Origin of the sequence: Synechococcus sp. A15-62, from assembly GCF_014280075.1 — a bacterium.
Taxonomy (GTDB): Bacteria; Cyanobacteriota; Cyanobacteriia; order PCC-6307; family Cyanobiaceae; genus Parasynechococcus.
Genome location: NZ_CP047950.1, coordinates 2,225,045 through 2,249,770 on the forward strand (window position 1 = coordinate 2,225,045; position 24,726 = coordinate 2,249,770).

The following is a 24,726-nucleotide window of genomic DNA, read 5'->3' on the forward strand; positions in this document are numbered from 1 at the left end:
CAGCCCGCCTCAGATCACATCCATCACGCGTTCGGCCCGATCCACCATGCAGGTGAGCAGGGCCATCCGCAGGAACACGGCTCCCCTGGCCTGGCTGAAATACCAGTTGTGGGGCGTGTCATCCAGGCAGGTGCTGAGTTCCGCTCCCCGCGCCAAGGGATGGAGCACGATCGCTTCCGGTTTGAACGGCATGTCGCGGGTGAGGCGGAATCCTCCGCCGTGTACTTCATAGGAGTCGCCGACCCAGGCAATGGCATTGATGTAAACGACATCCAAGTCGGGCACTTCAGCCTGAAGATCCGTGCTGGAGCGCACCTTCATCCCACAAGCTTCAAGCTCCTCCAACTGTCCTGGGTCGAACAGCGGCTGATCCGGCTCCAACTCGGGGGAGTGAATCACCACCACCTCGTCCACGGTCTGCGGGAATTTGGCCAGGATCCTCAACAGGGAGCGAACCGTTCGCATCCGCGAAGGGATTCCGACAATCCCAATGCGAATCCGATCAGCGGGTGCCACTTCAGCTTCAGCAAGCTTGGGGCGCCACTTGAAGATCGTGTATAGATCGGCCATCGCCTGGGTGGGATGCTCATCGATCCCATTTCCAGCGTTGATGATCGGGATCCGAAGGGTGGACGTCATCGCGTAAACGGCACCGGGATCGCTGTCCCGAAGCACCACACAATCGCCGTAGTTGTTGAACATATGGGCGACATCTTCGAGAGACTCGCCCTTGGCGATCCCTGTGGTGGCCCTGTCGGTGATGTTGATGGAAGTACCGCCGAGTCGGTGCCAAGCACTGTCAAAAGACAGCCGCGTGCGCGTGCTCGGTTCGTAAAACGCGTTGATCAGAATCTTGCCGGTGAGCGGCGTGTTGTGACGGCAATAGCGATCTGGATTGCTCTCAAATTTCGCCGCCAGCCGAAACACCTGCAACAAAACCTCGGGGCGAAACGGTTGGATCGACACCACGTGCTGATCCACCAAATCCTTCAAAGGCTCAACGTCTTCAGCGATGGCAGCCAGCAGCTCCTGGGGTTGGTTCTGCCCGTAGACATCGGGCCCCATCGGCTCAAACCGAATCTGAACCGAAGACGCGTCCACAACTGCTGTTTTGGCCTGTGCCATAGCGGAATCGGATCAACACTCTGTTTGCCAAACCGAGTGCTAAAGCCAGGAACTACATCTTTCACCGGTAACAACAACCACACTGCTGCGTCCACGAAGAAGCAGCTTCTTAAGCAAAGATCCGGAAAGGATTGTGCTGGGGTGGACGGCTAAAGGAGACATCACCAAACCCGGCCATTGCGCCATTCCACCCACCAGATCAGCAGCAACACGAGCACCGACAGCACCAGGGCGAACTGACTGGCCACCAGCAAAAACTGAAAGCCAGACAGACCAACAAGGCCGGCCATCAAAGGAAGCGTTTGGATCATCCCTCCTCCTGCAACAAGGTGAAGTCGAAGCGTTCCGGCCAGAACCGACTGCCCATCAGCATCACAATCGCCGACACGGCCGCCGAAAACACAGCAGCGCAGTAAGGCGCGATCAGCACATAGGCGAGCAGGCCCACAACGCTGCCGGCGAGCATGGCCGCAATGGCAGCCTTACGGTTGGCTGTACGCCAGTACAAACCGCAGGCCACAGGCCAGACCGTGGATGCCACCAGGGCACCGGTGAAAAACAGCACCGACGCAAGCGAATCCAGCCGTGGCCAGGACAGCGCCAGGGTGACGACGGCCAGTCCCACCACCATCAGCCGCGCCGCCTGCTTGAGCTGCAGGTCGCTGGCCTGAGGCCGCAACAGGCGGAAGTACACATCCTCCGCCAACAGATCGGCGGTGGATGCAAGCAGCGAATCGAGGGTGGAGGTGAGTGAGGCAAACACCACCACAAACACCAGGGCCGCGCCGCCGGCCCCGAGCAGATCGGCTGCCATCACGGGAAACACCATGTTCACCTGCTCGAGGGGCAACTCACGGGCCAGGGCCACCAGGCCAATGGAGCCCGTCACCATCGGCACGCTCATCCAGGCGATGCCCCCCAAGACAAAAGAGGTCATCACGACCGAGCGCCGACTGGCGAAAACACGGGACCACCAGATGTTGTTGTGAAAGACCTCGCCCATCGAAAAGAGGGCGGAATTCCAGGCGATCAACAAGCCCGCCGGCAGCAGCAGATCAAGCCGATCGGGATGCCGGGCCACCAAAGAGGCATGCACCTCAGGCATCGGGAATTGACGGAAGGCGAGCACCGCCACCACCGCCAGCAGCACCATGATCAACAGCGACTGGATGAAATCGGTGCCGATCACGGCCCGCATCCCGCCGAACAGGGTGTAGACGGTGGCGACACCGATCACCAACACCATTCCCACGTGGTAATCAAAGCCTGAAAGCGCCTGCAGCAGCAGGCCAGCACCCATCGCCTGGGTCATCAGAAAGCCCAGGGTGTAGATCGCGGTGATCACCATGAACACCCACCAGGCCAGACGCCCGTAGCGCAGGCGAATGAAGTCCCCGCTGGTGCGCCCGTTGGGCATCAACTGCTTGATCCGCGAGGCCAGGGGGGCGAACAGAATCAGGCCAAGCCCGGCCAGGGCATAGCTGAACATGCCCCAGAGGCCGGTTTTGTAGCCGAATTCAGGGGCGAGCAGGGTGGTGTTGCCGGTGACCCAGGAGGCCATCAACGTGGCCGTGCTCAGGGCAAGCCCGATGTTGCGCCCCGCCAGCATGTAGTCATCAGCATTGCCTTGACCGCGCCGGCCCCAGGCAATACCCAGCGCCACCCAGAGAACAGAGAACAGCACCACCAACGCCCAGGCGATCCCTGGCTGAAGGAAGGGAACCGAGTCAGCGGACATCCGTCGACCCCCTGCGGTTCCAATACAGGTGTCCGCGCAGAATCATCACCACCGTCGCCGCAGTCACAACGGCACCAAGGGCAAAGATCAGACGCGCCCAGAGCAATTCATCCAAGGCGAAGAGCGTTTGAACTCCAGAAACAGATAAGCAAAGGAGGCACCCTGCCCTTGGCCCCATGGCCTCGATTCAGGTGCCTACGGATACCCAAACAACAGGTGACCAGCGTCCTCTTGCCTGAAATTGCGGAATGTGTAGCAACCACCACCCGAAGTGGAGTGGGGCGACGCCTTGGATAGGTCTGGCTTGTGCGATCAGGATGTTCACCGACTACAAACCGACGGTCGGCTTCGACGAATATTTCTGCGGTGAAACGGCCACACCACGCGCCGATCTGGCCCCACTACTCGCATCACTGGGGCAGATGGGATTGCCCGAGCTCAACCGCAGCCATGCCTCAGCCAGCCAGCTGCTGCGTCGCCTCGGCGCCACCTTCCGCCTCAACGATTCCGGGCTCAAAGGCAGCGAACGAATTCTCCCCTTCGATCCCTTGCCTCGGCTGATCGGCCGCAGCGACTGGATCACCCTGGAGAAGGGACTGCTGCAACGCCTGGAAGCCATCGACTGCTTCCTCGCTGACATCTATGGCCCCCAGCAGATCCTCAACGACGGTGTGATCCCACGGGAAGACGTGGAAAGTTCCTCCGGTTGGCGACCTCAGATGCAGGGCATCAGCCTGCCCCTCAACCGCTGGTGCCACATCTCCGGGCTCGACCTGATCCGCGACGGCAAGGGCACCTGGCGGGTGCTGGAAGACAACCTGCGCTGTCCTTCAGGGGTGGCCTACTTCCTCGAGAACCGTCGGGTGATGAAACGGTTGTTCTCTGGCCTGTTCGAAGGACGTGCCGTTCAACCGATCGACGACTATCCCTCCCATCTGCTGCGCACCCTTCAAGACCTGGCGCCCTGGAGTGACACCCCCCGCGTGGCGATCCTGACGCCCGGGGTGTTCAACAGCGCCTATTTCGAACACAGCTATCTGGCCCAAGAAATGGGCATTCACCTGGTTGAGGGGCGCGATCTGGTGTGCGAAGGCGGACGGGTGTGGATGCGCAGCACCAATGGCCTGGAACCCGTGGATGTGATCTACCGCCGCATCGACGATGATTTTCTTGATCCCACCGTGTTCCGTAAGGACTCGATGCTGGGGGTGCCGGGCCTGATCGAGGTGCTAAGGCAAGGACGGGTCGCCATCGCCAACGCCCCTGGCACCGGCATCGCCGACGACAAGCTGATCTATGCCCACGTGCCGGCGATGATCCGCTACTACCTCGATGAGGAGCCGATCATCGAGAACGTTCCCACCTACCTCTGTGCCCGGCCAGACGATCAGCGCTACGTGCTCGAACACCTCGAGCAACTGGTGGTGAAGTCGGTGGCGGAAGCCGGCGGCTACGGAATGCTGATCGGCCCCCAGGCCAGCCGATCGGAGCTGGCGGACTTCGACACGAAGATCCGTGCGAATCCCCGCAACTTCATCGCGCAGCCCACGCTGCAACTCTCCACAGTGCCGTCCCTCAGTGACGGAGAGCTCTACCCCTGCCACGTGGATCTGCGCCCCTATGTGCTGCGCGGCGCAAGCAGCTGGGTGAGTCCAGGGGGGCTGACGCGCGTGGCCCTCAAGCGTGGCTCGCTGGTGGTGAATTCGTCCCAGGGCGGCGGCTGCAAGGACACCTGGATCGTCGACGATCAAACGATGGCAGCACCGCAAGCCCAGGAGGCTGTGCCGTGCTGAGCCGCGTTGCCGATTCGCTCTACTGGATCAACCGCTATCTGGAACGCGCCGAAAACATCTCGCGCTTTCTGGAAGTGAGTGAAGCGATGGCATTGGACTGTCCTCCGGGCAGCGCCGAACCGTGGCTGCCGCTGGTGGAGGTGACGGGGGATCGCCACCGCTTCGATACGGCCTACCCCGGTGCCACGCCCAAACAGGTGGTGCGCTTCCTGCTGCTGGACCGCAGCAATCCCAACAGCATCGTGAGTTGCATTGCGATGGCGCGGGAAAACGCACGGCAGATCAGGGATGTGATCACCACGGAGATGTGGGAGCAGATCAATGATCTGCACTGGAGCCTGCAGGACGACGAAGACATCTGGCGGGAACCGGTGCAGGAGCAACTGCGGATCATCCGCCGCGGCTGCCAGCTCGTGTACGGGATCACCGACACCACTTTGAGCCGTGATCTGAGTTGGCTGTTTAGTCAGCTGGGACGTCTAATCGAACGGGCCGATAAAACCTCCCGCATCCTCGACGTCAAATATTTCCTGCTCCTGCCCTCCCCTGAGGAGGTGGGCGGCGTGCTGGATGAACTGCAATGGATCACCCTGCTGCGCACAGCGGGGGCTTATCAGATGTACCGGCAGAGCATGCAGCACGCGATCAGCCCTGCCTCCGTGGCCCGCTTTTTGCTGCTGGACCCCATCTTTCCTCGCTCGGTGCGGTACTGCCTGCAGGGCATCAGCGACACGTTGCAACAGATTCAGCAGCAGCCAAACCAAGACACCCCGGATGACCTCGACTGTTTGCGCGGACAACTCCTGGCCCGCTGGAGCTATGTGCGGATCGACAACCTGATCGAAGCCGGTCTGCATGAAGCCATTGACCAGCTTCAGCAGGACCTCAACCAACTCCACAACCTGATCCAGACCCGCTACTTCACTAGCGCCGACCTCCGTTCCATCCCCACCGATCCTGCATGCGTGCTCTCATCGTTCACCGCCTGACGTATCGGTATGAGGCCCCCGTTTTCCTCGGGGAACATCGCCTGTGTCTGAGGCCTCGGGGGCAGGGGTTTCAGACCCTGCTGGAGCATCAGCTCAGCGTGCTGCCAGAACCAGAGCAACGTCGGGAACTGGTGGCCGCCAGCGGCGACGAAATCCAACGGCTGCGTTTTCTTGGCAGCACCGATGAATTGGTCTTTGAGGCCCGCAGCCTGGTGGAGACCCGGCCAGCACCCCTGCTGGAAAGCTGCTTCAACGGACTAGAACCACCCCTTCCGTACCCGCAAGGCCAGCTCAACAGCGACCTGCAGGGTGCCCTCGAGGGCTGGTTGCCCAACGGTCAGCACGAACCCGCAGCCATCGAGCTCACCCAGGAAGCCCTGATGGGCAGCAACCAGCAGACCCTGGCTTTTCTGAAGCAACTGATTGAACTGATTCAAGAGCGGGTGAAATACACCCAACGCCATTTGGGGCCCGCCTGGCCGGCGGGTCGCACCCTGCGCGAGCGGATCGGCTCCTGCCGTGATCTGGCCATGCTGATGGTGGCCTGCTGCCGCGTGGTGGGTCTCCCCGCCCGATTTGTGAGCGGCTATCAACTGCAGCAACCTCCCCCGAAGGAGTACGACCTGCATGCCTGGGCAGAGGTTTACCTGCCGGGAGCGGGCTGGCGCGGCTTTGACCCCAGTGCCGGGATGGAAGTCAACGAACGCTATGTGGTGCTGGCCACCTCCTCCAAGCCGGAACTCACCGCAGCCGTGAGCGGCAGCTTCAGCGGCCCCCCGGGAACAAACAGTGAATTGACCTGGCAGATTCAGATCACCGAAGAAGCCTCCGCAACGGAAACCTCCTCACGCAACCTGGTTCAGGCCGCCTGAAGCAACGGTTCCAGCCCGTGCAACTGGGGCTTCGGCGCCGAGCTATGGGTGGCTGCCATCAAGGCCGGGATCTCGGCGCTGTTGTAGACGCGGAATTCACGCACCAGAGAAGCGCCCTCCTCACGAACCGCCTGGTTCAGAACGACGGAACCATCGGGATCGGAGATCGACCGGTGGAAAGTGCCAGGAGGGATGCGAAGGATGTCACCACCGCTCTCGAGCCGAACGATGTGGAACGGCTGTTCCCAGGCCAGGTTCACAAGGAAGAAGGTTCTGCCGCCACTGGCCGCGAGCAGATTGTCTTCCTGATGAGGATGCAGATAGAACTGCCACGCTCCGCTCTCCGGGTCGTTGGGGGGCGACACCGCCGGGCCGCTGTGAATCACCAGATCACGCGCGTTCGAGGTGTCCACGGTGACGTCGAAAAAACGAACCGACGGGGTGTCGCGGAAGCGCTCGTAGGCCAGCAGTTCAAACATGTCGATGGATCCTGAGGGATCCTTCAGCTGCCCCGTTGTACCGAGGGCATCACGCAAAAACGGTGACGATCACGACGGTTCAGCCCCCCAGATACGCCATTTCCGCATGGGTTGACGCAGCGGCGCCTGGATCACGCTCCTCGCTGTAGCGGTCTTGGCGCCGCTGCCAGAGCTGGCGCATGGCCTGCTCAAGCTGAAGCTCAGATGCGAGCGCGGGCTTCAGATCGGTGCCTTCAGCGGAGAACAGGCAGGTGAATGCCTGCCCATCAGCGGTGACACGCAAGCGGTTGCAATCCCCGCAGAACGGCTCACTGATGGAGGCAATCACACCGATGGATCCGGCACCATCGCCATAGCGCCAACGCCGGGCCGTGCCACCCCGCGGTCGACCCAGCGGTTCAAGAGGCCAACGGGCGTGAATGCGCTCCACCATCTGCGCCGCCGGCAGCACCTGGTCCAGCGTCCACTGGTTGCGGTTGCCCACATCCATGTATTCGATCAAACGCAGCTCCATCCCCTGCTGCCGCGCCAAAGCGGCCAAAGGCAACAGCTGATCGTCATTGATCCCCCGTTGGATCACGGCATTGAGTTTGAGCTCACCGCGTGAGGGGTCAAAGCCAGCGGCGCAGGCCGCCGCAATGCCGTCCTGCACCTGGCGCACCAGGCGTTCACCAGCCACGGCACCACCCTGGAGACCAGCCATGCGCGCCGCTGCTTCCCCTTCCGCCGCATCCAGGCTGATGGTGATGCGATCCAGCCCTGCGGCACGCAACGCCCGCGCCATCGGTTCCGACAACAGCACCCCGTTGCTGGTGAGCGCCACGGCCTGCAAACCAGCCATCGGATCCGAACGATCCCGCCGGGTCTGCGCCACCGCCTCCAGCAAAGGCAACAAACGCCGACTCAACAACGGCTCTCCACCGGTGAGCCGCAACGTCTGTACTCCCAGGCGCGTGGCCACACGAATCACGCGAATCTGCTGCTCAAGGGTGAGCAGGCCAGGGGGCTCCTCCACATCCGGACAGCAGTACGGACAGGCGAGATTGCAGCGGGCCGTGAGCGACAACCGCAGCACCCCGATGGGCCGGTTGAGGCGGTCCGCAAGCGGCAGCGACGTGCTCATCCCTCCAACGCTGCCAGATCTGCGGGGCAATTGGCATTCACCAACGCCTCTGCAGGCAAGCGCACCGCCTGATGGGGAACGCAGGTCAACCAATCCATCCAGCGCAACTCTCCGCGTTGCAGTTGCTGATCAAGGCAGGAGCGGAAGGGAGAACCGGAGGGGATCACCGCCAGCAACGGCTGCAGCCGTTGCCCGTCATGGGCCACCGCTGCTTGCTCCGGGGCACGATTCCAGGCTGCGATCAGCTGCTGGACAACGGCCGTGCGCAAACGCGGCATGTCCACCGGCAGCACCAACAAGGCCTCCCCAGGCTGAGACGGCAACAGCCTGGCCAGCGCCTGCAGGGGGCCATTCCAGGGAGGGGACTCCAGCACCACGGAACATCCGGGCCGGTGGGCCAGCAGCTCTGCGTGCACGGGATGACGACTCAACACCTGCACCGGATGACCCAGCGGCAACAGCTGGTCAACCAGGGCCGTGAGCCAGACACCACCGCAGGGGTGCGGCAAGAGGGCCTTGTCACGCCCCATGCGACGGCTGCTTCCGCCACTGAGCACACAAACCCGCAAGCCTTGATTCACATCGTCGACCAACAATCTGCACCAGCAAAGTCCAACAACCCACAAAAGTTGCAACCGCTACCAAACCGCTGCGGCACAAGATCACCTGATCCGATCAATCAGCCCCATTGATGTTTGCCCGGAAACACAAAAACACAAATCGGTAACCAATCTGACCAAACAAGGGGTCGGCGAATTGATTAACTGCGCGGGTTAAACGGATTCTCTTTTCGACCGTTTTGCCATCCCCGGGCACCTTTCCTTTTGAAGCCCGAGGTTCCTTCTCTTTTCCTCAATGCTTGGCGACCTTTGGTCGTTCCAGGGCAGGTACCGAACCCTTCACCTGACCTGGATCGCCTTCTTCCTGACCTTCGTGGTCTGGTTCAACCTGGCCCCTCTGGCCACCACCGTGAAAGCGGACCTGGGTCTGACCGTTGGTCAGATCCGCACCGTGGCCATCTGCAACGTGGCCCTCACCATTCCGGCGCGCGTGCTGATCGGCATGCTCCTGGACAAATTCGGACCCCGGATCACCTACTCCTCGATCCTGGTGTTCTCGGCGATTCCCTGCCTGCTGTTTGCGTCCGCTCAGGACTTCAACCAGCTGGTGGTGGCCCGTCTGCTGCTCTCCATCGTTGGCGCCGGCTTCGTGATCGGCATCCGCATGGTGGCCGAGTGGTTCCCGCCCAAGGAAATCGGCCTGGCTGAAGGCATCTATGGCGGCTGGGGCAACTTCGGCTCCGCCTTCTCCGCCCTGACCATGGTGGCCCTCGCTGGCTTCCTCTCCTTCTCCGGCGGCTTCGAACTGCCCACTGGCGCTGTTCTGAACTGGCGCGGTGCGATCGCTCTGACCGGCATCGTCTCCGCCGTCTACGGCTGCTTCTACTTCTTCAACGTCACCGACACCCCCCCCGGCAAGACGTATCAGCGCCCTGCGAAAACCGCAGGTCTGGAAGTCACCTCGATGCGCGACTTCTGGGGCCTGCTGGGCATGAACGTGCCCTTCGCAGCCATCCTCTGCGTGCTCTGCTGGCGCCTGACCAAGGTGGGCTTCCTCACCGCAAGCACCTACCCCCTGGCCCTCGGCGCCGTCGCCGTCTGGTTTGCCTTCCAGACCTGGGGAATCATCCGCACCAACCGCGACCTGATCCTCGGCAACAAGGTTTATCCCAAGGAAGATCGCTATGAGTTCCGCCAGGTGGCGATCCTCGAGCTCACCTACATCGTGAACTTCGGCTCCGAACTGGCCGTGGTTTCGATGCTGCCCACCTTCTTTGAAACCACCTTCGATCTGCCGAAGGCCACCGCCGGAATCCTGGCGTCCTGCTTCGCTTTCGTGAACCTGGTCGCCCGTCCTGCTGGCGGTCTTATCTCCGACCGCGTCGGCAGCCGCAAGAACACCATGGGCTTCCTCACCGCCGGACTCGGCGTGGGCTACCTGGTGATGAGCATGATCAAGCCCGGCACCTTCACCGGTACCACCGGCATTGCCGTTGCCGTGGTGATCACCATGCTCGCCTCCTTCTTCGTGCAGTCCGGTGAAGGCGCCACCTTCGCGCTGGTGCCCCTGGTGAAGCGTCGCGTCACCGGTCAGGTGGCCGGCCTGGTGGGTGCCTACGGCAACGTTGGCGCTGTGACCTACCTGACCATCTTCAGCCTCCTGCCGATGTGGATGGGCGGCGGCGGCGAGCCCACCCCCGAGGTGATCGCGGCTTCCAACAGTGCCTTCTTCCAGATCCTGGGCGTGGCCGGTCTGATCGTGGCCTTCTTCTGCTTCTTCTTCCTGAAGGAGCCCAAGGGATCCTTCGCAGACCTGCACGAAGGCGAAACCGCCTGATCCATCTCCCTCCGCAGCACCCTGTCACTGCATAACGACCCGGAGCTTCGGCTCCGGGTTTTGTTCTTTTTTTGGTTCCTGCATGACCAACTCACCCCGCAGCGTGCGCAGCCAGTGCCCTTACTGCGGCGTGGGTTGTGGTCTGGAGCTTTTGCCTCCTGCAGTGAAGGGTGAGGCCGTGAAACGGGATGCCGAAGGCAACCCGATGTGGACCGCCCGCGGCGACCGCGGACACCCCTCCAGCCTTGGCCAGGTCTGCATCAAGGGCGCCACCGTCGGCGAAACCCTGGCCCCAGGCCGCCTGCGCCAACCCCTCTTCCGCCCGACCCTGGAGGACGACTTCGCGCCGATCAGCTGGGACGACGCCCTGAACAAAATCACCAGCCAGATCCAGGCGAGCGTGGCCCGGCGGGGCAACGCCGATGGCATCGCCATGTACGGCTCCGGTCAGTTCCACACCGAGGATTACTACCTCGCCCAGAAACTGCTCAAAGGCGCCCTGGGCACCAACAATTTCGACGCCAACTCGCGACTGTGCATGAGCTCAGCGGTGGCGGGCTACACCCGCAGCCTGGGCTCCGATGGTCCCCCCTGCAGCTATGAGGACCTCGACCACTGCACAGTGGCGTTTCTGATCGGCACCAACACGGCCGAATGCCACCCGGTGTTGTTCCAGCGGCTGCTGAAGCGAAAACGCAAAAACCCAGGCAGCGTCAAGATCGTGGTGGTGGATCCACGCCGCACCGACACCGCCAAAGCCGCCGATATCCACTTGCCGATAGCACCGGGCAGCGACCTTGCCCTGCTGCACGGCATTGCCCACTTGGTGCTGCGCGAAAACGGCCAGGATCCGGCCTTCATCGACGACCACACCGAGAATTACGACGCCTTTTTTGACGTCGCCGCCCGCTGGACCCCAAGACGGGTGGCCCTGTTCTGCAACATCCCCGAAAAACGCCTGCGGGAAGTGGCGGCGCTGTTCCACCGGCGCGAGAAGGTGCTCAGCCTCTGGTCGATGGGGGTGAACCAACGCCGTGAAGGAACGGCCGTGGTGCAGGGATTGATCAATCTGCATCTGCTCACCGGACAGATCGGCAAGCAAGGCGCGGGCCCGTTTTCCCTCACCGGCCAACCCAACGCCATGGGCGGACGCGAGGCCGGAGGCCTAGCCCACCTGCTGCCGGGCTACCGCCTCGTGGCCAACGCCGAACACCGCACCGAAGTGGAACAGGCCTGGCAACTGCCGGCAGGACGAATCAACGCCAAGCCCGGATTGGCGGCCTGGCAGCAGATCGAAGCCATGGAGCAGGAGGCGCTGGATCTGTGGTGGGTGGCCGCCACCAACCCCCTAGTGAGCCTCCCGGATCTCGACCGGGTGAAGTCAGCCATGCAGAAGTGCCCGCTGGTGGTGGTGAGCGAGGCCTACGCCGACTCGGAAACATCCCACTACGCCCATCTGTTGTTGCCCGCAGCCCAGTGGAGCGAGAAGGCCGGCGCCATGACGAATTCCGAACGGCGGGTCACTTACTGCCCGGCCTACCGGCGCCGCTTCGGCGAGAGCCGTCCCGACTGGGAGGTGTTTGCCGAGGTGGGCCGGCGCCTGGGCTACAGCGAGCAGTTCGACTTCGATTCAGCGGCTGAGGTTTACGCCGAATTCACGGCTCTTACCCAGGGCAGGCTCTGCGATGTGAGCGGCCTCAGCCATGAACTGCTGGAAGGCGCAGGACCGCAGCAATGGCCCTATCCCAGTGGCAGCACCCCCACCACAGAGGCCAAACGCCTCTACGAAAACCATCTGTTCGCCACCCCCAACAAACGTGCCCGCTTCAGCACCGATCAACCGCTGGGACTGGCGGAACCCCCCTGCGACACCTATCCGCTGGTGCTCACGGTGGGCCGCTACCTGGGCCAGTGGCACACGATGACCCGCACCGGCAAGGTGGAACGGCTGATGAAACAGCATCCCGAGCCGCTGCTGGAGATTCACCCCGGTGACGCGCAGGAGTTGAAATTGCGCAACGGCGAACTGGCGGCGATCAGCTCACGCCGCGGCCACCTCACCGCCACGGTGAAAGTCACCGATCGCATCCGGCGTGGATCGGTCTTCCTGCCGATGCACTGGGGATTCACCCAGGAGAAGGCCTGCGAAGCCAACACCCTCATGCACGACGAGGCCTGCCCGGTGTCAAAGCAGCCTGAACTCAAGGCCTGCGCGGTGATCGTGGCTCCCGCTGTCTCGGTGGTGAAGCCCGTTGAACAGCAGAAAGGACGATTGGAGGCCCTGCGACGGCTACTCACACCAGCACTTCGCTGAAGGCTGCCTCAAGGTTGTGGTGGTCGTGCCCAGGCCGGGCCAACTTGCACAAGGCAAAGCGATCCAGCTCACTGAGTTGGGTCCACTGCTCCAGGGTCAGCACCACACCGCGCACTGTGGCCGCCTCCTGCACCGCAGCGGGCAGCTCCGTCTGCTGCCAGGGAGCACCGCTCACCGGTGGCAGATCCTTGACCATGCCATCGGCCATGGAGCGCGTGCAAGCGCGCAGGTGTTGGCGAAGCTGCTCGAGAGCATCGGCCGCATCCGGCCAATCCACCAGGGCTTGACGTTGCTCCTGGGAAAGCTCAAGCCAGTGGTTGAGCTTCAACTTCACCCCACACAGATCCAATTTGCGTCGCACACACAGAGGGATGCAGCGCCAGTTGCCAATGAAGTCCTGTTCAAAGGCAAAGCAATGGCTGGCGGAATCACAACGGCTGGACATCAACCAAAGCCTTGATCGGTGTCAATGATGACAACGGAAGTCCACGCAAACAGAGATGTTTGTTCCGATACAAATCTCGGCCTGTGCGCTTCGCCCTCTCCCTCGGAATGTTGCTGGGAATGTCCCATGGATGGGTCACGGCTGAAGCACTCCAACAGCAACCCATGCAGGGCTTTGATTCCATAGAAACTGTTAATTCCGCTACACAATTCAACCCGTTTAGTAGTCGTTCACACCAATTTTTTCCATACTGAAGCTCTGTTCAAAGAGTTTCTGCCGTGACCAGCAGCATCTCGTCCGCTTCCGGCCGCAGCCCCATCACCCTGGCCGCAGGTTTCCTGGGTGCCTTCATCGTTGGTTCCCTCGCCGTGCAACTGGTGCGCAGCCAGACGGCCTCCGTTCAGGCCGGTGCCGCTGTCGTGGAACCGGTGATCGCCGGTCCTGCCGCTCTCTGGGCTCCCTTGGCCGAGCGCGACATCGCCAGTGCCAACACAGCCGCAACGGCCCAACCCGCTGCTGCCATCCAGCCTGCCGTTGAGCCTGTTGTGGGCTCCGAAGCCACCCTCTGGTCTACCTTCGGCGAGCGCTGATCGCACTGCCCACTTAGCACAGCCCACCAGCCGGCCCGCATAAGGTGCCGGCATGGGGATCCAGCGCCGTCACTTCCTCCAGCGAACGGGCGGCCTGGCCTTGGCCGCCCTGATGCAAGCGCGCCCCGTTGAGGCAGCAGAGGAGGGGTTCTGCATCCCGAATGATCCACTCGAGGCCCTGATGTCGGGGAACCGCCGGTTTGCCGAGGCCTGGCGCCTGGCCGAGCAAAACAACGGAACGACGCCCCGAACGGCGGATTCCGACCCGCGCTGCTTCAACTCCCCCAGGGCGTTGGCCACCAGCCAACATCCCTGGGCCACCGTGCTCACCTGCTCTGATTCACGGGTTTCGCCGAACTGGGTGTTCAACACCACCCCTGGAGAGCTGTTCGTGATCCGCAACGCCGGCAACGCCGCATTCACCGAAGCCATTGCCTCCATTGAGTACGGCGTCAGCGTTCTCAAGACGCCGCTGCTGATGGTGATGGGACACAGCGGCTGCGGAGCCGTTACGGCGGCGATGGACGCCAACCCGCTGACCCCCTCCCTGGAGCGGCTGATCCAACCCATCCGGGAGAACATCAACGGCAGCAGCGATCTCGAGGACGCCGTGAGGCGCAACGCCCTCGCCAGCGCCTCCACCTTGATTCAACGCAGCGCCGTTCTGGCTGAGGCCAAAGCCAGTGGTGCGCTGAAACTGGTGGTGGGTTGTTTCCAACTCAACAGCGGTGTTGTCAGCTTGATCGAATGACGCAAGACCTGAGTCATCTGAACCAGCAAGGCGAGGTTCACATGGTGGACGTGGGGGACCGTCCGGCCACCCACCGCGAAGCCCATGCCCGTGGCGCCATTCGCATGGACGCCTCAACCCTCAGCCTGATCCAGCGAGGCGAGACACCGAAAGGAGATCTGCTGGCGGTCGCCCGGGTGGCAGCGATCCAGGCCGCCAAACGCACCTGGGAGCTGATTCCCCTTTGCCATCCGCTGCCACTCAGTGGCATGGATGTGTCGATCGACGCCGACGCCTCCCTGCCTGGCCTGGTGCTCCACTGCCGTTGCCGCACCACAGGCCAGACCGGGGTGGAAATGGAAGCGATGACGGCCGTGTCCGTGGGGCTGCTGACCCTCTACGACATGCTCAAGGCGGTTGATCCAGCCATGAGGATCGAGGCGATCCAGCTGGAGTTCAAAGAAGGAGGGCGGAACGGTGTCTGGAAACGCTGAGCCCTACGGACGCGAAGGGCTACCCCTCGAAGAGGCACGTCGACGGGTTCTTGCAACGCTTCAGCCGATCACAGCAAGCAACACAGTGCCGCTGCAGCAGGCCCTCTGCCGGGTGAGCGCTGCGGATGTGCTGGCCAGCGCTGCCGTACCGGGGTTTCGGGCCTCGATCATGGACGGCTACGCCTTGGGGCAGAGCCACCAGCCCGAACCTGGGGACACCTGGCAGCTGAAGGGACGCTCCGCTGCCGGCCAGCCCTTCAACGGAAACCTGGCCACCGGCGATGCGATCCGCATCCTCACCGGCGCTCCACTGCCGGACGGTGCCGGCTGGGTACTGCCCCAGGAGCTGATCAGCGTGGACGGCACCAGCCTCCAGCTGGTGAAAGAGGCGTCGGATCGTCCCTGGATTCGCCCCGAGGATGAGGAATGCCGACCGGGAGACCTGCTGCTGGCCGCTGGACAGCGCCTCGGTGCCGCCGATCTCGCACGCCTTGCCAGCTGCGGCATCGCCGCCCTAACCATTGCTCAGCAACCCCGCATCGGGCTGCTGATCAGCGGGGACGAGCTGCTGCCACCTGGAACAGCGCGGCAACCCGGTGCCATCTGGGAGAGCAACGGCACGCTTCTGGAGACAATGTTCCGGGCCCTCGGGCAATCGGTGACCCAGCGACGGGTGGTGGCAGATCACCCCGACGCCCTACGCCAGGCCCTGCTGGATCTGGCCCAGGACTGCGACGTGGTGGTGAGCACCGGTGGCGTCTCCGCCGGCGACACCGATTGGATCCGCCCCCTGGTGGCGGAGCTGGGCGCTGTGGACTTCTGGAAACTGTTCCTACGCCCGGGGCGCCCCTTTGCCTTCGGCAGCATCGGTGAGGGCGTGCCGTTTTTCGGACTGCCGGGCAATCCCGTGGCGGCGGCGGTCACCGCCCTGCAACTGCTCTGGCCTGCCCTGCAGGTTCTGGAGGGCCAAAGCGAACCGGAGCTGTTCCCCCGGGTGATGGTGGAACTCGCCGACCCGTTGTCCCGCCGACCGGGACGGCCGGAATTGGCTCGGGCCCGCCTCGACACCAACGCCGCAGGAACGCTGCTGGCACGGGTGGATGGCTCGCAGGCCTCGTCCCGGATCGGTTCCCTGCAACAGGCCGATCTGCTGCTGGAACTGCCAGCGGAAGCCGGCCCGCTCGAAAGCGGCACCCGTCTCTGGGCCCAGCTGATTCGTCAGCGGATTTTCTAAGCCGGATCAGGCTGAAAGCAGCGGCGCTCCCAGGCCTTGAGCTGGCCCGATCCATCGAAATGGATGCTGATCTGCTGAAACAGGGCAGCGCCGAGACGGCCACCGATCTCGAGGCTGAAGGGCTCCCTGGGGAGCTCACTGGGCACCGAGAACACCAAGCCGTCGGGCATCACAGCTGAGCAGTCGTTGTGCAACAGCTGGCTTGGATCGAACACCAGCGGAGTGGCGTCCTCCGCCTGGCCGTTCACCCCCGCCTGCGGTCTGAGCATCTGCCGCTCGCCACTCCATCCCTGCACCGGCGCCAGCAGGGCCTCGGGTGTCCCGCATGCGGGACGGTCGGGTTCGGGATCGGTGCTGTTCAAGCAACGGAAACCCACCGCCCCAACACGCTGCAAACGCCAGCCGCCGTCAAGCGGTTCCCAGAGCAGCACCAGCATCGAGCGGGAACGACCGCAGAACAGGTTGATCTCATGGCCGAAGCGGGGGCGATCGGGATCAAACCCCCGGCTGGACTGACCGCCCGCCCCGGGAAACTGCCAGCAACCTCCACCGGAGTTGTAGGTGGCTCGACTGATGGGATCAGTGGCCTGGCCCCCGGGGGCAAAGGCCAGACCCGATCCATCCCACACCCCGTGGTCGTCATCGGAAAAGGAAATCGCGTAGGTGGTGGGGTCGATCCGACGGGTCGGATGCTGCAGATCCAGCCGACCGCTTGCGTCCCGCTCAAACCAATGGCCGCAGCCCTGCCAGTGGCCGGCGAAATTGCGGCGGTTGAGGGTCCATTGATCGGTCATGTCCGTGACGACATGGAACGGTCGGTCTCCTTAGGGTCGCCCCAACAGCCATCCCCGACATGGACCTGACGATCGTTGGCTGCGGCTATGTGGGGCTCGCTCTGGCGGAGCGGCTGCAACCAAAACGCCCCCAGCTGAAGCTGACGCTGACCACCACCAGCAGCGAACGGCTGGAGCAACTCAGCCCCCTCGCCGATCGGGTGGAACTGTGCGACGCCACAGACCCCGCACAATTGCGGGAGGCTCTGCGGAAAAGCAGCAATGCCGTGTTCTGCCTCGGACCAAAGGGAGATCGCCAGGTGGATGCGAACGGCTACCGCCACACCTTCGTCGACAGCTTCCGCTGCTTGACGTCGCTGTTGCAACAACTGCCGGAACTGCGGCAGATCGTCTACACGGGCAGTTGCTCGGTGTACAGCGATGCCGAGGGGGACTGGGTGGATGAGCAAACACCGCCCACACCAGGCAGCGGCCACAGCGGTGTTCTGCTGGAAAGCGAACAACTGCTCAGCGGCATCAGCGACAGACGGGTGTGCATCCTGCGCCTCGGGGCGCTCTATGGCCCTGGCCGCGATCTCGATCGACGCCTGCGCGGGCTCGCCGGACTGGAACGCCCTGGCAGCGGAGCGACTTACAGCAACTGGCTGCATGTGGCGGATGCCGCCGGTGCCCTTGAAGCCGCTCTCGATGCTGAATGGGCCGGACTGGTGAATGTGGTCAACGACGAGCCGATTCGGCTGCGGGATCTGGTGGGCCGCAGCCTGCAGCGCCAGGGCCTGGCCCCCGTGCGCTGGGTTGGGCAGGACGAACCGGGTTCAGGGGGCCGACGGATTCGCAACAGCCGGCTTAAACAGCTGGGCTACCAGCTGCAGCACCCGCGCCTTGATCAGAGCGGCGTGTTGGCCGCCAGCCAGGTGCCCTGACCCGCGCACCACTCCCGCTTCCAGAACGGGGCCTGGTGCTTGAGTTGCTCCAACAAAGCGGCCGAGCAGCGCTGAGCCGCCCCACGGCGATCGGCCTGCACCGCAACCAGCACGATCGGCTCACCGGGGGCGAGCTTGCCCACCCGATGCAGCACCAAAATCGACCCCGCCCGGTGCTCCTGCTGCAGACGCAGCGCCATTGCCGTGATCTGACGTTCGCAAAGGCCGGGAAAGTGCTCCAGCTCCAGTGCCTCCAAAGGCCGGCCATCCATAGTGGTGGGACGCACCCGACCAATGAAGATCGCAGCGGCCGCGGCATCCCCGCTCCAAAGCGCCAGTTGCTGCCAAGGATCAAAGGGATCCAGGCACACCTTCACACGGCAATCGGTCACGCTTCAACCCCCCGTGAACGGTGGAAGAAAGGCCAGCTCATCACCGGCCTGCAATGGCTCATCGACACCGACCAACTCCTGGTTCACCGCAATGCTGATGCCCTCCAGCGGACCAAGATCCAACTGATTCCAGACCTCACGAGCCGTCGAGACACCTGGTGTGAAGGGAAGGGAACGCTCGGCCCAACCGGCACGTTCTCGCAGGGAAGCGAACAGCAGCACCTTCAGCACCACGTCCATGGCAGCTGGAGCGGTTCTAGCGTCCGAGGGCTCCGCCGCTGCGCCATGGGCCTGTCCATCGCCCTGCTCACCATCTCCGACACACGCACCCTGGCGGACGACAGCAGCGGAGATCAACTGCAGCGCAGCCTTGAAGACGCGGGGCATCGCCTTCAGGAGCGACAACTCTGCCCAGATGATCGCTATCAAATCCGCCGTGAACTGAGCCGCTGGATCGCCAATCCTGCGGTTGATGTGGTGATCACCAGCGGCGGCACCGGGCTCACCGGCCGCGATGGAACCCCCGAAGCGGTGGCACCGCTGCTGGACAAAACAATCGAAGGATTCGGTGAACTGTTCCGTGTGCTCTCCTTCGAGAGCATTGGCACCAGCACCCTGCAAAGCCGCTGCCTTGCCGGCGTGGCCAACGGCACATTCGTGTTTGTACTTCCGGGATCTCTGGATGCGGTGACCACCGCTTGGAACCGGCTCATCCGGGCTCAACTCGATGCCAACACCCGACCGTGCAACCTGGCCCAGCTCAGGACTCGGTTGAAGGAATAGAGCGGAATCGAGCGGAGCAGTTCAGAACGGAATCGGCATCGTGACCGCTGCCGGTGTGGGCATGCAGGCTTCAACCTGCTGATCAATCACCTCACCCACCACAACGATCGAGGGTGACTTGAAGGCTTCGGCTCGGCATTGATCGGCAACGTCTACCAGCGTGGCTTTGAGGCAGCGTTGCCCCGCCACCGTGCCCTGCTGGATCACCGCTACGGGGGTTGTCGCGGCCAAACCACCCGCCATCAGCTCCTCTGCGATCCGAGGCAGGTTGTGCAGCCCCATGTAGATCACCAATCCGTCACTGGCCGCAGCCAGGGCACGCCAATCCACGGAAGGACGGCGCTTGTCGATTTCCTCGTGACCGGTGACGAAGGTCACCGATGACCCCGCCCGCCGGTGGGTGACGGGAATTCCGGCGTAGGCCGGGGCGGCAATGCCAGCGGTGACACCAGGCACCACCTGAACAGGAATGTTTCGCTCCGCCAGGTAAGCGGCTTCTTCCCCTCCACGACCAAACAGGAAGGGATCACCCCCCTTCAAGCGCACCACCGTGCTGTGCTTCTGGGCCATTTCCACGAGCACGGCATTGGTGCTGGGTTGAGGCACCGAATGATGTCCGCGACGCTTGCCGACAAAACGGCGTTCGCAGGTTGCCGGCACAAGATCCAGCACTTCCTCGGGCACCAGCGAGTCGTACACCAGGGCATCGCACTGGCTCAGCAGCCGATGCGCCTTCAGCGTGAGCAACTCGGGATCGCCGGGGCCAGCTCCCACCAGATAAACGGTTCCGGTTTGTTCAGCAGTGGTCACGGCAGAGAAACAAGCAGATCGATCAGGGCCTGGCGGGTGGGGGGATGCTCCAGCAGAGGAGGCAATCCACCAGCTTCGCTCAACGCATCCGTCATGCGGTTTGGCGCGAGGGTTAATGGCAGTGGCCGGGCCCTGGGGTGGCGCTGATGGAACTCGGGCCAGGCATCAAAGGGAACCAAGGGCAAAGCCAGGCGAGACGCCAGCATCGCGAGGAAGCGATCCGCCACACCCGGGCGCAAAGGGTGGTGCACCAGCACGGCATCCCGGCGCTCAGACGACGGAAGTGCTGAGAGAACAGCGCCCCACCACGTAATCCACGAGCCCAGAAAGGGCAGCAACCGCACACTGGCTCCGGCTCCACGAAGCCTGTTGCGAATCGCTGGCACATCCGTGCGGGCGTGCGCCCCAGGCAGCAGCAGCAACGGAACGATCCAAGAGGATTGGGGAAGCGCCGACACGGGTTGTTCAGCCGTCAACACCTCCAACTGGACGGGCGCCGAGCGCCGCTGAGCCAGAAGGTCTGGCAGAGAGGCCAAACACTCAGGAACAACACCGCCACTGCGGCCATGCACCACCAGGTGCAACCCTTGCCGCCCCCCATCGGAAGCGTCATTCCGTAGCAATGGCCACGGATCGATGACCATGCCGGCTGATGTCATCGGGTTGTTGTGAATGTTGGATGAGTCATGGCGCCCCGCCGTCGTTTTGATCGTGCCCCATTGGACAGCCGCTCCTACCGGGAGCCGCTGGACGGACGGATTGAGCGGTACGACTTCCGAGACGACCGGCACGACGTCCGGGACGAGAGGTACAGCCGGGGATACGACCCCAGGGAGGCTCGTTACGACCGGCATGACCGGTACGACCGAAGCTTCGACCGCCCCACCGGACCCTCCGAACTGGACCAAGACTTCGCTGCGATGAAGCGGGTTTGGCAGATGCTCCGGGCCGGAGCGGTGCGCATGGTTGGCGAAATTGGACGCCAATACTGAGGCCAAAGCAGGCTGCCTTTTACGGCCTCACGGGAACCACCAGATGTAGCCGGCATTACAAATCAGGCAGAACAAACCCCTGGGATTGGTCAACACCAAAAGTGTTTTCTTTGTTACGGACCAGGGTTGCCGTCGCAGTGTTTATTCAGTCAACCCAACGCTCCCCTTCGTTTTGAAGCGTTGCCGGTCTTCGGGCCATCTCGATTGATTCGCACCTCGTCTTTGAGCAATCAATCCGCCCACTCGTTATTCGACTTATGACCATTAGCTCTCCCTCCAGGCCTTACCTGGATGGCAAGAAGCTCAACAAGATCGAGCAGAACAAGGCGGCCAAAGATGGCCTGTTGGTCGGCAGCGAGATTGAAAAATTCGCCGAGCTTGGCTGGGAGCAGGTGGATGAAACCGACCTTCAGTTGCGTTTGAAGTGGTATGGCATGTTCTGGCGTCCGAAAACGCCAGGCAAATTCATGCTGCGCCTGCGGGTGCCCAATGGCGTGCTGACGGCCGATCAGCTGCGGGTGGTTGGTTCCATCGTTGAGCGCTACGGCGAAAACGGCAGCTGCGACATCACCACCCGTCAGAACCTGCAATTGCGCGGTGTGCTGCTGGGCGACCTGCCTGAAATCCTCAAGCGGCTGAAGGAAGCCGGCCTCAGCACGATCCAATCCGGCTTCGACAACCCCCGCAACGTCACCGGCAACCCCATCGCCGGCATTGATCCCAACGAGATCGTCGACACGCGGCCTTACACCACCGAGCTGCAGAACTTCCTCACCAACAACTGCCAGGGCAACCCGGAGTATTCGAACCTGCCCCGCAAGTGGAACACCGCCGTTGCCGGTGCAAAGGACAATTTCCTGCTCCACAACGACATCGTTTTCCACCCAGTGGAACGGGATGGGGTGATGGGATTTGGCGTCTGGATCGGCGGTGTTCTGTCATCGCAAATGAACGCCTATGCCGTTCCCCTCAATGCCTGGGTGAAGCAAGAGGAAATCTGCAAGATGACCGATGCCGTGATCCGGCTCTGGCGTGACAACGGTGAGCGCGACAAGCGCCCCAAAGGCCGCTTCCGCCTCTACCTGGATCAAGTGGGCCACGACGTGTTCCGCAGCCAGGTGGAAGAACTCTTCGGTCCGTTGACCCCCGATCCGGGCTCTGTTTTCAACACCACGCCCCGCTCCCACTACGGCTTCCATCCTCAGAAACAGGAAGGGCTCTCCTACGCCGGACTGCACGTTCCGGTGGGTCGCCTGACCGCCCAGGATCTGCAGGATCTGGCAACCGCAAGCCTCAACTACGGCAGTGGTGAGGTGCGTCTGACCGAAGATCAAAACGTCATCCTCGTTGGCCTTCCCAACGACAAGCTCGACGCCCTGAAGGCAGACGCCCTGGTGCAACGCTTCCCGCTGGAGCCCGGTCACATCTCCGCAGGAACGGTGTCCTGCACCGGCAACACCTACTGCGGTTTCGCCCTCACCAACACCAAGGACCAAGCGCTCGAAGCAGCCAAGGAACTCGACCAAGAGCTCAATCTTCCTGAAGAGCTGAAGATCCACTGGACCGGCTGCCCCAACACCTGCGGCCAGGCCTACATGGGTGCCATCGGCCTCACCGGCACCAAGGCCAAAAACAGTGAAGGCGTCATGGGAGAGGGCTACACGATGACCATCGGTGGTTCCCAAGGCGCCAACCCGAGCATCGGCGAAATCCACCGCAAGGCGATCCCGGCCGATGAGATCAAGATCGCTCTCAAAGAGGTGTTGATCGAAAAGTTCGGGGCCACCCCAAAGGCCTGATCGCTGCTTTGGCCGTGACGCTTCCTTTTGAAGTCACGGCTCCCCGCATCGACCACTCCCCCTCACCGTCATGGCCAACCGCAACGACGTGTTCTCTCGTTTCGTCAACTGGCTCAGCGCCAGTGGTCGCGACGGAGCCGCCATCAACCGTCAGGGCGGCAGCCCTGATCTGTTCTCCCGCCTGATGAACCGCATCAGCGGTTGACATCAAAACCTTCGTCCAATTCTCAATCTCATCTGATGGACTACGTCCTACCCAATGAGCTTGTCGACGGCATGATTGCCGCCGGCGGCAAAAAATCAACGGTCAGCGTGAAGAACCTGCTGATCCGTGGCTTTTACTCCGGGGCCATCCTTGGCCTGGCGGTGATCCTGGCCCTCACCGTGGGCATCACCGTCAAAGCCCCCTTCGTGGGCTCGCTGCTGTTCCCCTTCGGCTTCGCCAGCATCGTGCTGTTTGGCATGGAGCTGGTGACCGGCAACTTTGCCCTGCTGCCGATGGCCACTTGGGCCGGCAAGAGCACTTGGGGTGCCACCTTCCGCAACTGGGTCTGGGTGTGGATCGGCAACTGGATCGGCACCGCCGTTGTGGCCGTGATCATGGCCATCAGCCTCACCAGCGGCACCATGGATGGCGCTGCTGACAACGTCGGCCCGCCGATCTGGGATGCCGTGGCCCAGAAAATCATGGCCCTCAATCAAATCAACGTTGAGAAGAAGTACGAGGCCCTGGGAAGCATGGGCTTCTTCCTCGCCTTCCTACGCGGACTTGTGGCCAACTGGTTGGTTTGCCTGGGCGTGACCATGGCTCTGGTGAGCAAGAGCGTTCCCGGCAAGATCCTGGCCTGCTGGCTTCCGATCACCGCCTTCCAATCGATGGGCATGGAGCACATCGTGGTGAACCAGTTCCTGCACACCGCTGGCCCGATCCTCGGTTCAGGCGTCCCCTTCACCAAGGTGATCTTCTGGAACTTCCTGCCTGTCACCCTCGGCAACATCGTGGGCGGCATGGTGTTCATCGGCATGCTCTTCTACAGCACCCATCGCACTCCGATGGAGAACGTGCTGCCCACCGAGCACGATGAAAAGCTGGAGCGTGAGCTCGCTGCTGAACTGGGTGCCCGCTGATCCATCCATGAACGACGAAGCCGTTCTCTGGGAACGGCTCGCCCGATCTCGACGCGCTCCTTTGGAGCCCTCTTGGCTGGGGGAGGTCTACTCCCCCAGCCTTTCTGTTGATCTGCGGCGAGCCCTCTGCGAAAAACTGGGCATGCAGGCCGAACGCGGCTGGCCCGTGATCCAAGACCTCCTCGCCCACCACGGGGTTCTTCCCGATTTGGTGATGGCGGCAGGGCTGTGCCACCAAAGCGAAGCCCGCGATTGGTTGTTGGCTCAACTCGAGCAAACCTCGGACGATGAAGCCGCCAACCTGATGGTGGTTCAGGCTCTCGCCTGCTGGGGGGCCGAAGTTCCCGAATCGGTGGTGGTGAATTGCCTGCATCACCCGGGCCAACTGCACCGAATTGCCGGTCTTCAACTGCTCAGCTTCCGGTCCCACTGCCTGGACGACGGTGAACTGCTGCAGTTCTGCCAAGAGGTGTTGAATGATTTTCGCGATCCAGTCGTTGTGGCCGCCATTCGGGTTCTGCAACGCCGCGATGGCGTGTTGATCAGCGAAAAGCTGGCAGAGCTTTGTGGCAACGGTTCCCTGCCTGTTGCCGAGGCAGCCTTCCGCGCGCTCGGTTGCATCGCCACACCTACGAGTCAGCGCTGCCTGCTGGAGTTGAGCCAGGAGCTGAATGATGACGTTCGGCGGAAAATGGCCAGCACCCAACTGAGCCAACAATTCCGCCAATAAAAAAACCCCGCAAAAGCGGGGCTTGATGTCTTCAATCAAGACACTTGGTTGT

General features: G+C 62.7%; 28 protein-coding genes. 16 read left to right on the forward strand and 12 right to left on the reverse strand.

The window, feature by feature from the left end; all coding sequences use genetic code 11:
• Window positions 1–9 precede the first annotated feature (9 nt).
• The 3 genes from SynA1562_RS12600 to SynA1562_RS12610 form a co-directional block, all read right to left on the reverse strand.
• The gene (locus SynA1562_RS12600; protein WP_186494127.1) at window positions 10–1,125 is read right to left on the reverse strand and encodes an aspartate carbamoyltransferase; all 1,116 of its coding nucleotides are present in this window, start codon (window positions 1,123–1,125) and stop codon (window positions 10–12) included.
• A gap of 161 nt (window positions 1,126–1,286) precedes the next feature.
• The gene (locus SynA1562_RS12605; protein ID WP_006849834.1) at window positions 1,287–1,436 is read right to left on the reverse strand and encodes a hypothetical protein; all 150 of its coding nucleotides are present in this window, start codon (window positions 1,434–1,436) and stop codon (window positions 1,287–1,289) included.
• Window positions 1,433–2,863: a sodium:solute symporter family protein gene (locus SynA1562_RS12610; RefSeq protein ID WP_186494128.1), complete on the reverse strand. Its 1,431-nt coding sequence runs from the start codon at window positions 2,861–2,863 to the stop codon at window positions 1,433–1,435. Before SynA1562_RS12610 ends, SynA1562_RS12605 begins: the two co-directional genes overlap by 4 nt.
• Window positions 2,864–3,180: 317 nt before the next feature.
• On the opposite strand from SynA1562_RS12610, the gene SynA1562_RS12615 reads away from it, so the two are divergent.
• Genes SynA1562_RS12615 through SynA1562_RS12625 form a run of 3 tightly spaced genes read left to right on the forward strand, consistent with a single transcriptional unit; the run spans window position 3,181 to window position 6,517 of the window.
• Window positions 3,181–4,656 carry a circularly permuted type 2 ATP-grasp protein gene (locus SynA1562_RS12615; RefSeq protein ID WP_186494129.1) on the forward strand — a complete coding sequence of 492 codons (1,476 nt, stop codon included), beginning with the start codon at window positions 3,181–3,183 and terminating at the stop codon, window positions 4,654–4,656.
• Window positions 4,650–5,645, forward strand: coding sequence for an alpha-E domain-containing protein (locus SynA1562_RS12620; protein WP_006851593.1), 996 nt, complete (start codon window positions 4,650–4,652; stop codon window positions 5,643–5,645). Before SynA1562_RS12615 ends, SynA1562_RS12620 begins: the two co-directional genes overlap by 7 nt.
• A complete protein-coding gene (locus SynA1562_RS12625; RefSeq protein ID WP_186494130.1) occupies window positions 5,618–6,517 on the forward strand; it encodes a transglutaminase family protein in 900 nt (299 codons plus the stop codon). The genes SynA1562_RS12620 and SynA1562_RS12625 overlap by 28 nt, the downstream gene beginning before the upstream one ends.
• Here SynA1562_RS12625 and SynA1562_RS12630 read toward each other — a convergent pair.
• The 3 genes from SynA1562_RS12630 to SynA1562_RS12640 all read right to left on the reverse strand — a co-directional run bounded on the left by SynA1562_RS12630 (window position 6,505) and on the right by SynA1562_RS12640 (window position 8,712).
• Window positions 6,505–6,996: a redox protein gene (locus tag SynA1562_RS12630; protein WP_186495447.1), complete on the reverse strand. Its 492-nt coding sequence runs from the start codon at window positions 6,994–6,996 to the stop codon at window positions 6,505–6,507. The genes SynA1562_RS12625 and SynA1562_RS12630 overlap by 13 nt on opposite strands.
• A gap of 79 nt (window positions 6,997–7,075) precedes the next feature.
• Entirely contained in the window at window positions 7,076–8,119 is a 1,044-nt protein-coding gene (gene moaA / locus SynA1562_RS12635; RefSeq protein WP_186494131.1) for a GTP 3',8-cyclase MoaA, read from the reverse strand.
• On the reverse strand, window positions 8,116–8,712 hold the full coding sequence (locus tag SynA1562_RS12640) for a molybdenum cofactor guanylyltransferase (RefSeq protein ID WP_232202427.1): 597 nt from the start codon (window positions 8,710–8,712) through the stop codon (window positions 8,116–8,118). Before SynA1562_RS12640 ends, moaA begins: the two co-directional genes overlap by 4 nt.
• A 262-nt stretch (window positions 8,713–8,974) precedes the next feature.
• Here SynA1562_RS12640 and SynA1562_RS12645 point away from each other — a divergent pair, with 262 nt between their 5' ends.
• Both SynA1562_RS12645 and SynA1562_RS12650 read left to right on the forward strand, forming a co-directional pair.
• On the forward strand, window positions 8,975–10,516 hold the full coding sequence (locus SynA1562_RS12645) for a NarK family nitrate/nitrite MFS transporter (RefSeq protein WP_006852085.1): 1,542 nt from the start codon (window positions 8,975–8,977) through the stop codon (window positions 10,514–10,516).
• Window positions 10,517–10,598: 82 nt separating this feature from the next.
• Window positions 10,599–12,830: a nitrate reductase gene (locus tag SynA1562_RS12650; protein WP_186494132.1), complete on the forward strand. Its 2,232-nt coding sequence runs from the start codon at window positions 10,599–10,601 to the stop codon at window positions 12,828–12,830.
• On the opposite strand, the gene SynA1562_RS12655 is transcribed toward SynA1562_RS12650, so the two are convergent.
• Window positions 12,811–13,275, reverse strand: coding sequence for a nitrate reductase associated protein (locus SynA1562_RS12655; RefSeq protein ID WP_186494133.1), 465 nt, complete (start codon window positions 13,273–13,275; stop codon window positions 12,811–12,813). The two genes, SynA1562_RS12650 and SynA1562_RS12655, sit on opposite strands and share 20 nt — an antisense overlap.
• Before the next feature lie 278 nt (window positions 13,276–13,553).
• Here SynA1562_RS12655 and SynA1562_RS12660 point away from each other — a divergent pair, with 278 nt between their 5' ends.
• Genes SynA1562_RS12660 through SynA1562_RS12675 form a run of 4 tightly spaced genes read left to right on the forward strand, consistent with a single transcriptional unit; the run spans window position 13,554 to window position 16,323 of the window.
• Window positions 13,554–13,865: a hypothetical protein gene (locus tag SynA1562_RS12660; protein ID WP_186494134.1), complete on the forward strand. Its 312-nt coding sequence runs from the start codon at window positions 13,554–13,556 to the stop codon at window positions 13,863–13,865.
• A gap of 52 nt (window positions 13,866–13,917) precedes the next feature.
• Entirely contained in the window at window positions 13,918–14,616 is a 699-nt protein-coding gene (locus SynA1562_RS12665; protein WP_186494135.1) for a carbonic anhydrase, read from the forward strand.
• The gene (gene moaC, locus SynA1562_RS12670) at window positions 14,613–15,089 is read left to right on the forward strand and encodes a cyclic pyranopterin monophosphate synthase MoaC (RefSeq protein WP_186494136.1); all 477 of its coding nucleotides are present in this window, start codon (window positions 14,613–14,615) and stop codon (window positions 15,087–15,089) included. The genes SynA1562_RS12665 and moaC overlap by 4 nt, the downstream gene beginning before the upstream one ends.
• Window positions 15,073–16,323, forward strand: a complete 1,251-nt coding sequence (locus tag SynA1562_RS12675) for a molybdopterin molybdotransferase MoeA (protein ID WP_186494137.1) — start codon at window positions 15,073–15,075, stop codon at window positions 16,321–16,323. Before moaC ends, SynA1562_RS12675 begins: the two co-directional genes overlap by 17 nt.
• Here SynA1562_RS12675 and SynA1562_RS12680 read toward each other — a convergent pair.
• Window positions 16,320–17,117: a hypothetical protein gene (locus SynA1562_RS12680; protein ID WP_186494138.1), complete on the reverse strand. Its 798-nt coding sequence runs from the start codon at window positions 17,115–17,117 to the stop codon at window positions 16,320–16,322. The two genes, SynA1562_RS12675 and SynA1562_RS12680, sit on opposite strands and share 4 nt — an antisense overlap.
• A 59-nt stretch (window positions 17,118–17,176) precedes the next feature.
• On the opposite strand from SynA1562_RS12680, the gene SynA1562_RS12685 reads away from it, so the two are divergent.
• Window positions 17,177–18,040, forward strand: coding sequence for an NAD-dependent epimerase/dehydratase family protein (locus SynA1562_RS12685; RefSeq protein WP_186494139.1), 864 nt, complete (start codon window positions 17,177–17,179; stop codon window positions 18,038–18,040).
• On the opposite strand, the gene SynA1562_RS12690 is transcribed toward SynA1562_RS12685, so the two are convergent.
• Together SynA1562_RS12690 and SynA1562_RS12695 are read right to left on the reverse strand one after the other, a co-directional pair.
• Entirely contained in the window at window positions 18,004–18,432 is a 429-nt protein-coding gene (locus SynA1562_RS12690; protein WP_186494140.1) for a molybdenum cofactor biosynthesis protein MoaE, read from the reverse strand. The two genes, SynA1562_RS12685 and SynA1562_RS12690, sit on opposite strands and share 37 nt — an antisense overlap.
• Window positions 18,433–18,435: 3 nt before the next feature.
• Window positions 18,436–18,672, reverse strand: a complete 237-nt coding sequence (locus tag SynA1562_RS12695; protein WP_186494141.1) for a MoaD/ThiS family protein — start codon at window positions 18,670–18,672, stop codon at window positions 18,436–18,438.
• Window positions 18,673–18,717: 45 nt separating this feature from the next.
• On the opposite strand from SynA1562_RS12695, the gene moaB reads away from it, so the two are divergent.
• Window positions 18,718–19,215 carry a molybdenum cofactor biosynthesis protein B gene (gene moaB, locus SynA1562_RS12700; RefSeq protein ID WP_186494142.1) on the forward strand — a complete coding sequence of 166 codons (498 nt, stop codon included), beginning with the start codon at window positions 18,718–18,720 and terminating at the stop codon, window positions 19,213–19,215.
• Between the two features lie 21 nt (window positions 19,216–19,236).
• On the opposite strand, the gene cobA is transcribed toward moaB, so the two are convergent.
• Window positions 19,237–20,025, reverse strand: a complete 789-nt coding sequence (gene cobA, locus SynA1562_RS12705) for a uroporphyrinogen-III C-methyltransferase (RefSeq protein WP_006851537.1) — start codon at window positions 20,023–20,025, stop codon at window positions 19,237–19,239.
• Window positions 20,022–20,669, reverse strand: a complete 648-nt coding sequence (locus tag SynA1562_RS12710) for a DNA mismatch repair protein MutS (protein ID WP_255445672.1) — start codon at window positions 20,667–20,669, stop codon at window positions 20,022–20,024. The genes cobA and SynA1562_RS12710 overlap by 4 nt, the downstream gene beginning before the upstream one ends.
• A gap of 42 nt (window positions 20,670–20,711) precedes the next feature.
• Here SynA1562_RS12710 and SynA1562_RS12715 point away from each other — a divergent pair, with 42 nt between their 5' ends.
• The 5 genes from SynA1562_RS12715 to SynA1562_RS12735 all read left to right on the forward strand — a co-directional run bounded on the left by SynA1562_RS12715 (window position 20,712) and on the right by SynA1562_RS12735 (window position 24,674).
• Window positions 20,712–21,017, forward strand: coding sequence for a hypothetical protein (locus tag SynA1562_RS12715; RefSeq protein ID WP_186495455.1), 306 nt, complete (start codon window positions 20,712–20,714; stop codon window positions 21,015–21,017).
• 257 nt (window positions 21,018–21,274) lie between these two features.
• Window positions 21,275–22,816 (forward strand): ferredoxin--nitrite reductase, encoded by a 1,542-nt coding sequence (locus SynA1562_RS12720; protein WP_186494144.1) that lies wholly within the window; start codon window positions 21,275–21,277, stop codon window positions 22,814–22,816.
• 70 nt (window positions 22,817–22,886) lie between these two features.
• A complete protein-coding gene (locus SynA1562_RS12725) occupies window positions 22,887–23,021 on the forward strand; it encodes a hypothetical protein (protein WP_006851080.1) in 135 nt (44 codons plus the stop codon).
• A gap of 35 nt (window positions 23,022–23,056) precedes the next feature.
• Window positions 23,057–23,944, forward strand: coding sequence for a formate/nitrite transporter family protein (locus SynA1562_RS12730; RefSeq protein WP_115081352.1), 888 nt, complete (start codon window positions 23,057–23,059; stop codon window positions 23,942–23,944).
• Window positions 23,945–23,951: 7 nt separating this feature from the next.
• Complete coding sequence (locus SynA1562_RS12735) at window positions 23,952–24,674, forward strand: HEAT repeat domain-containing protein (protein ID WP_186495448.1); 723 nt, start codon at window positions 23,952–23,954, stop codon at window positions 24,672–24,674.
• The last annotated feature ends 52 nt before the right edge of the window (window positions 24,675–24,726 follow it).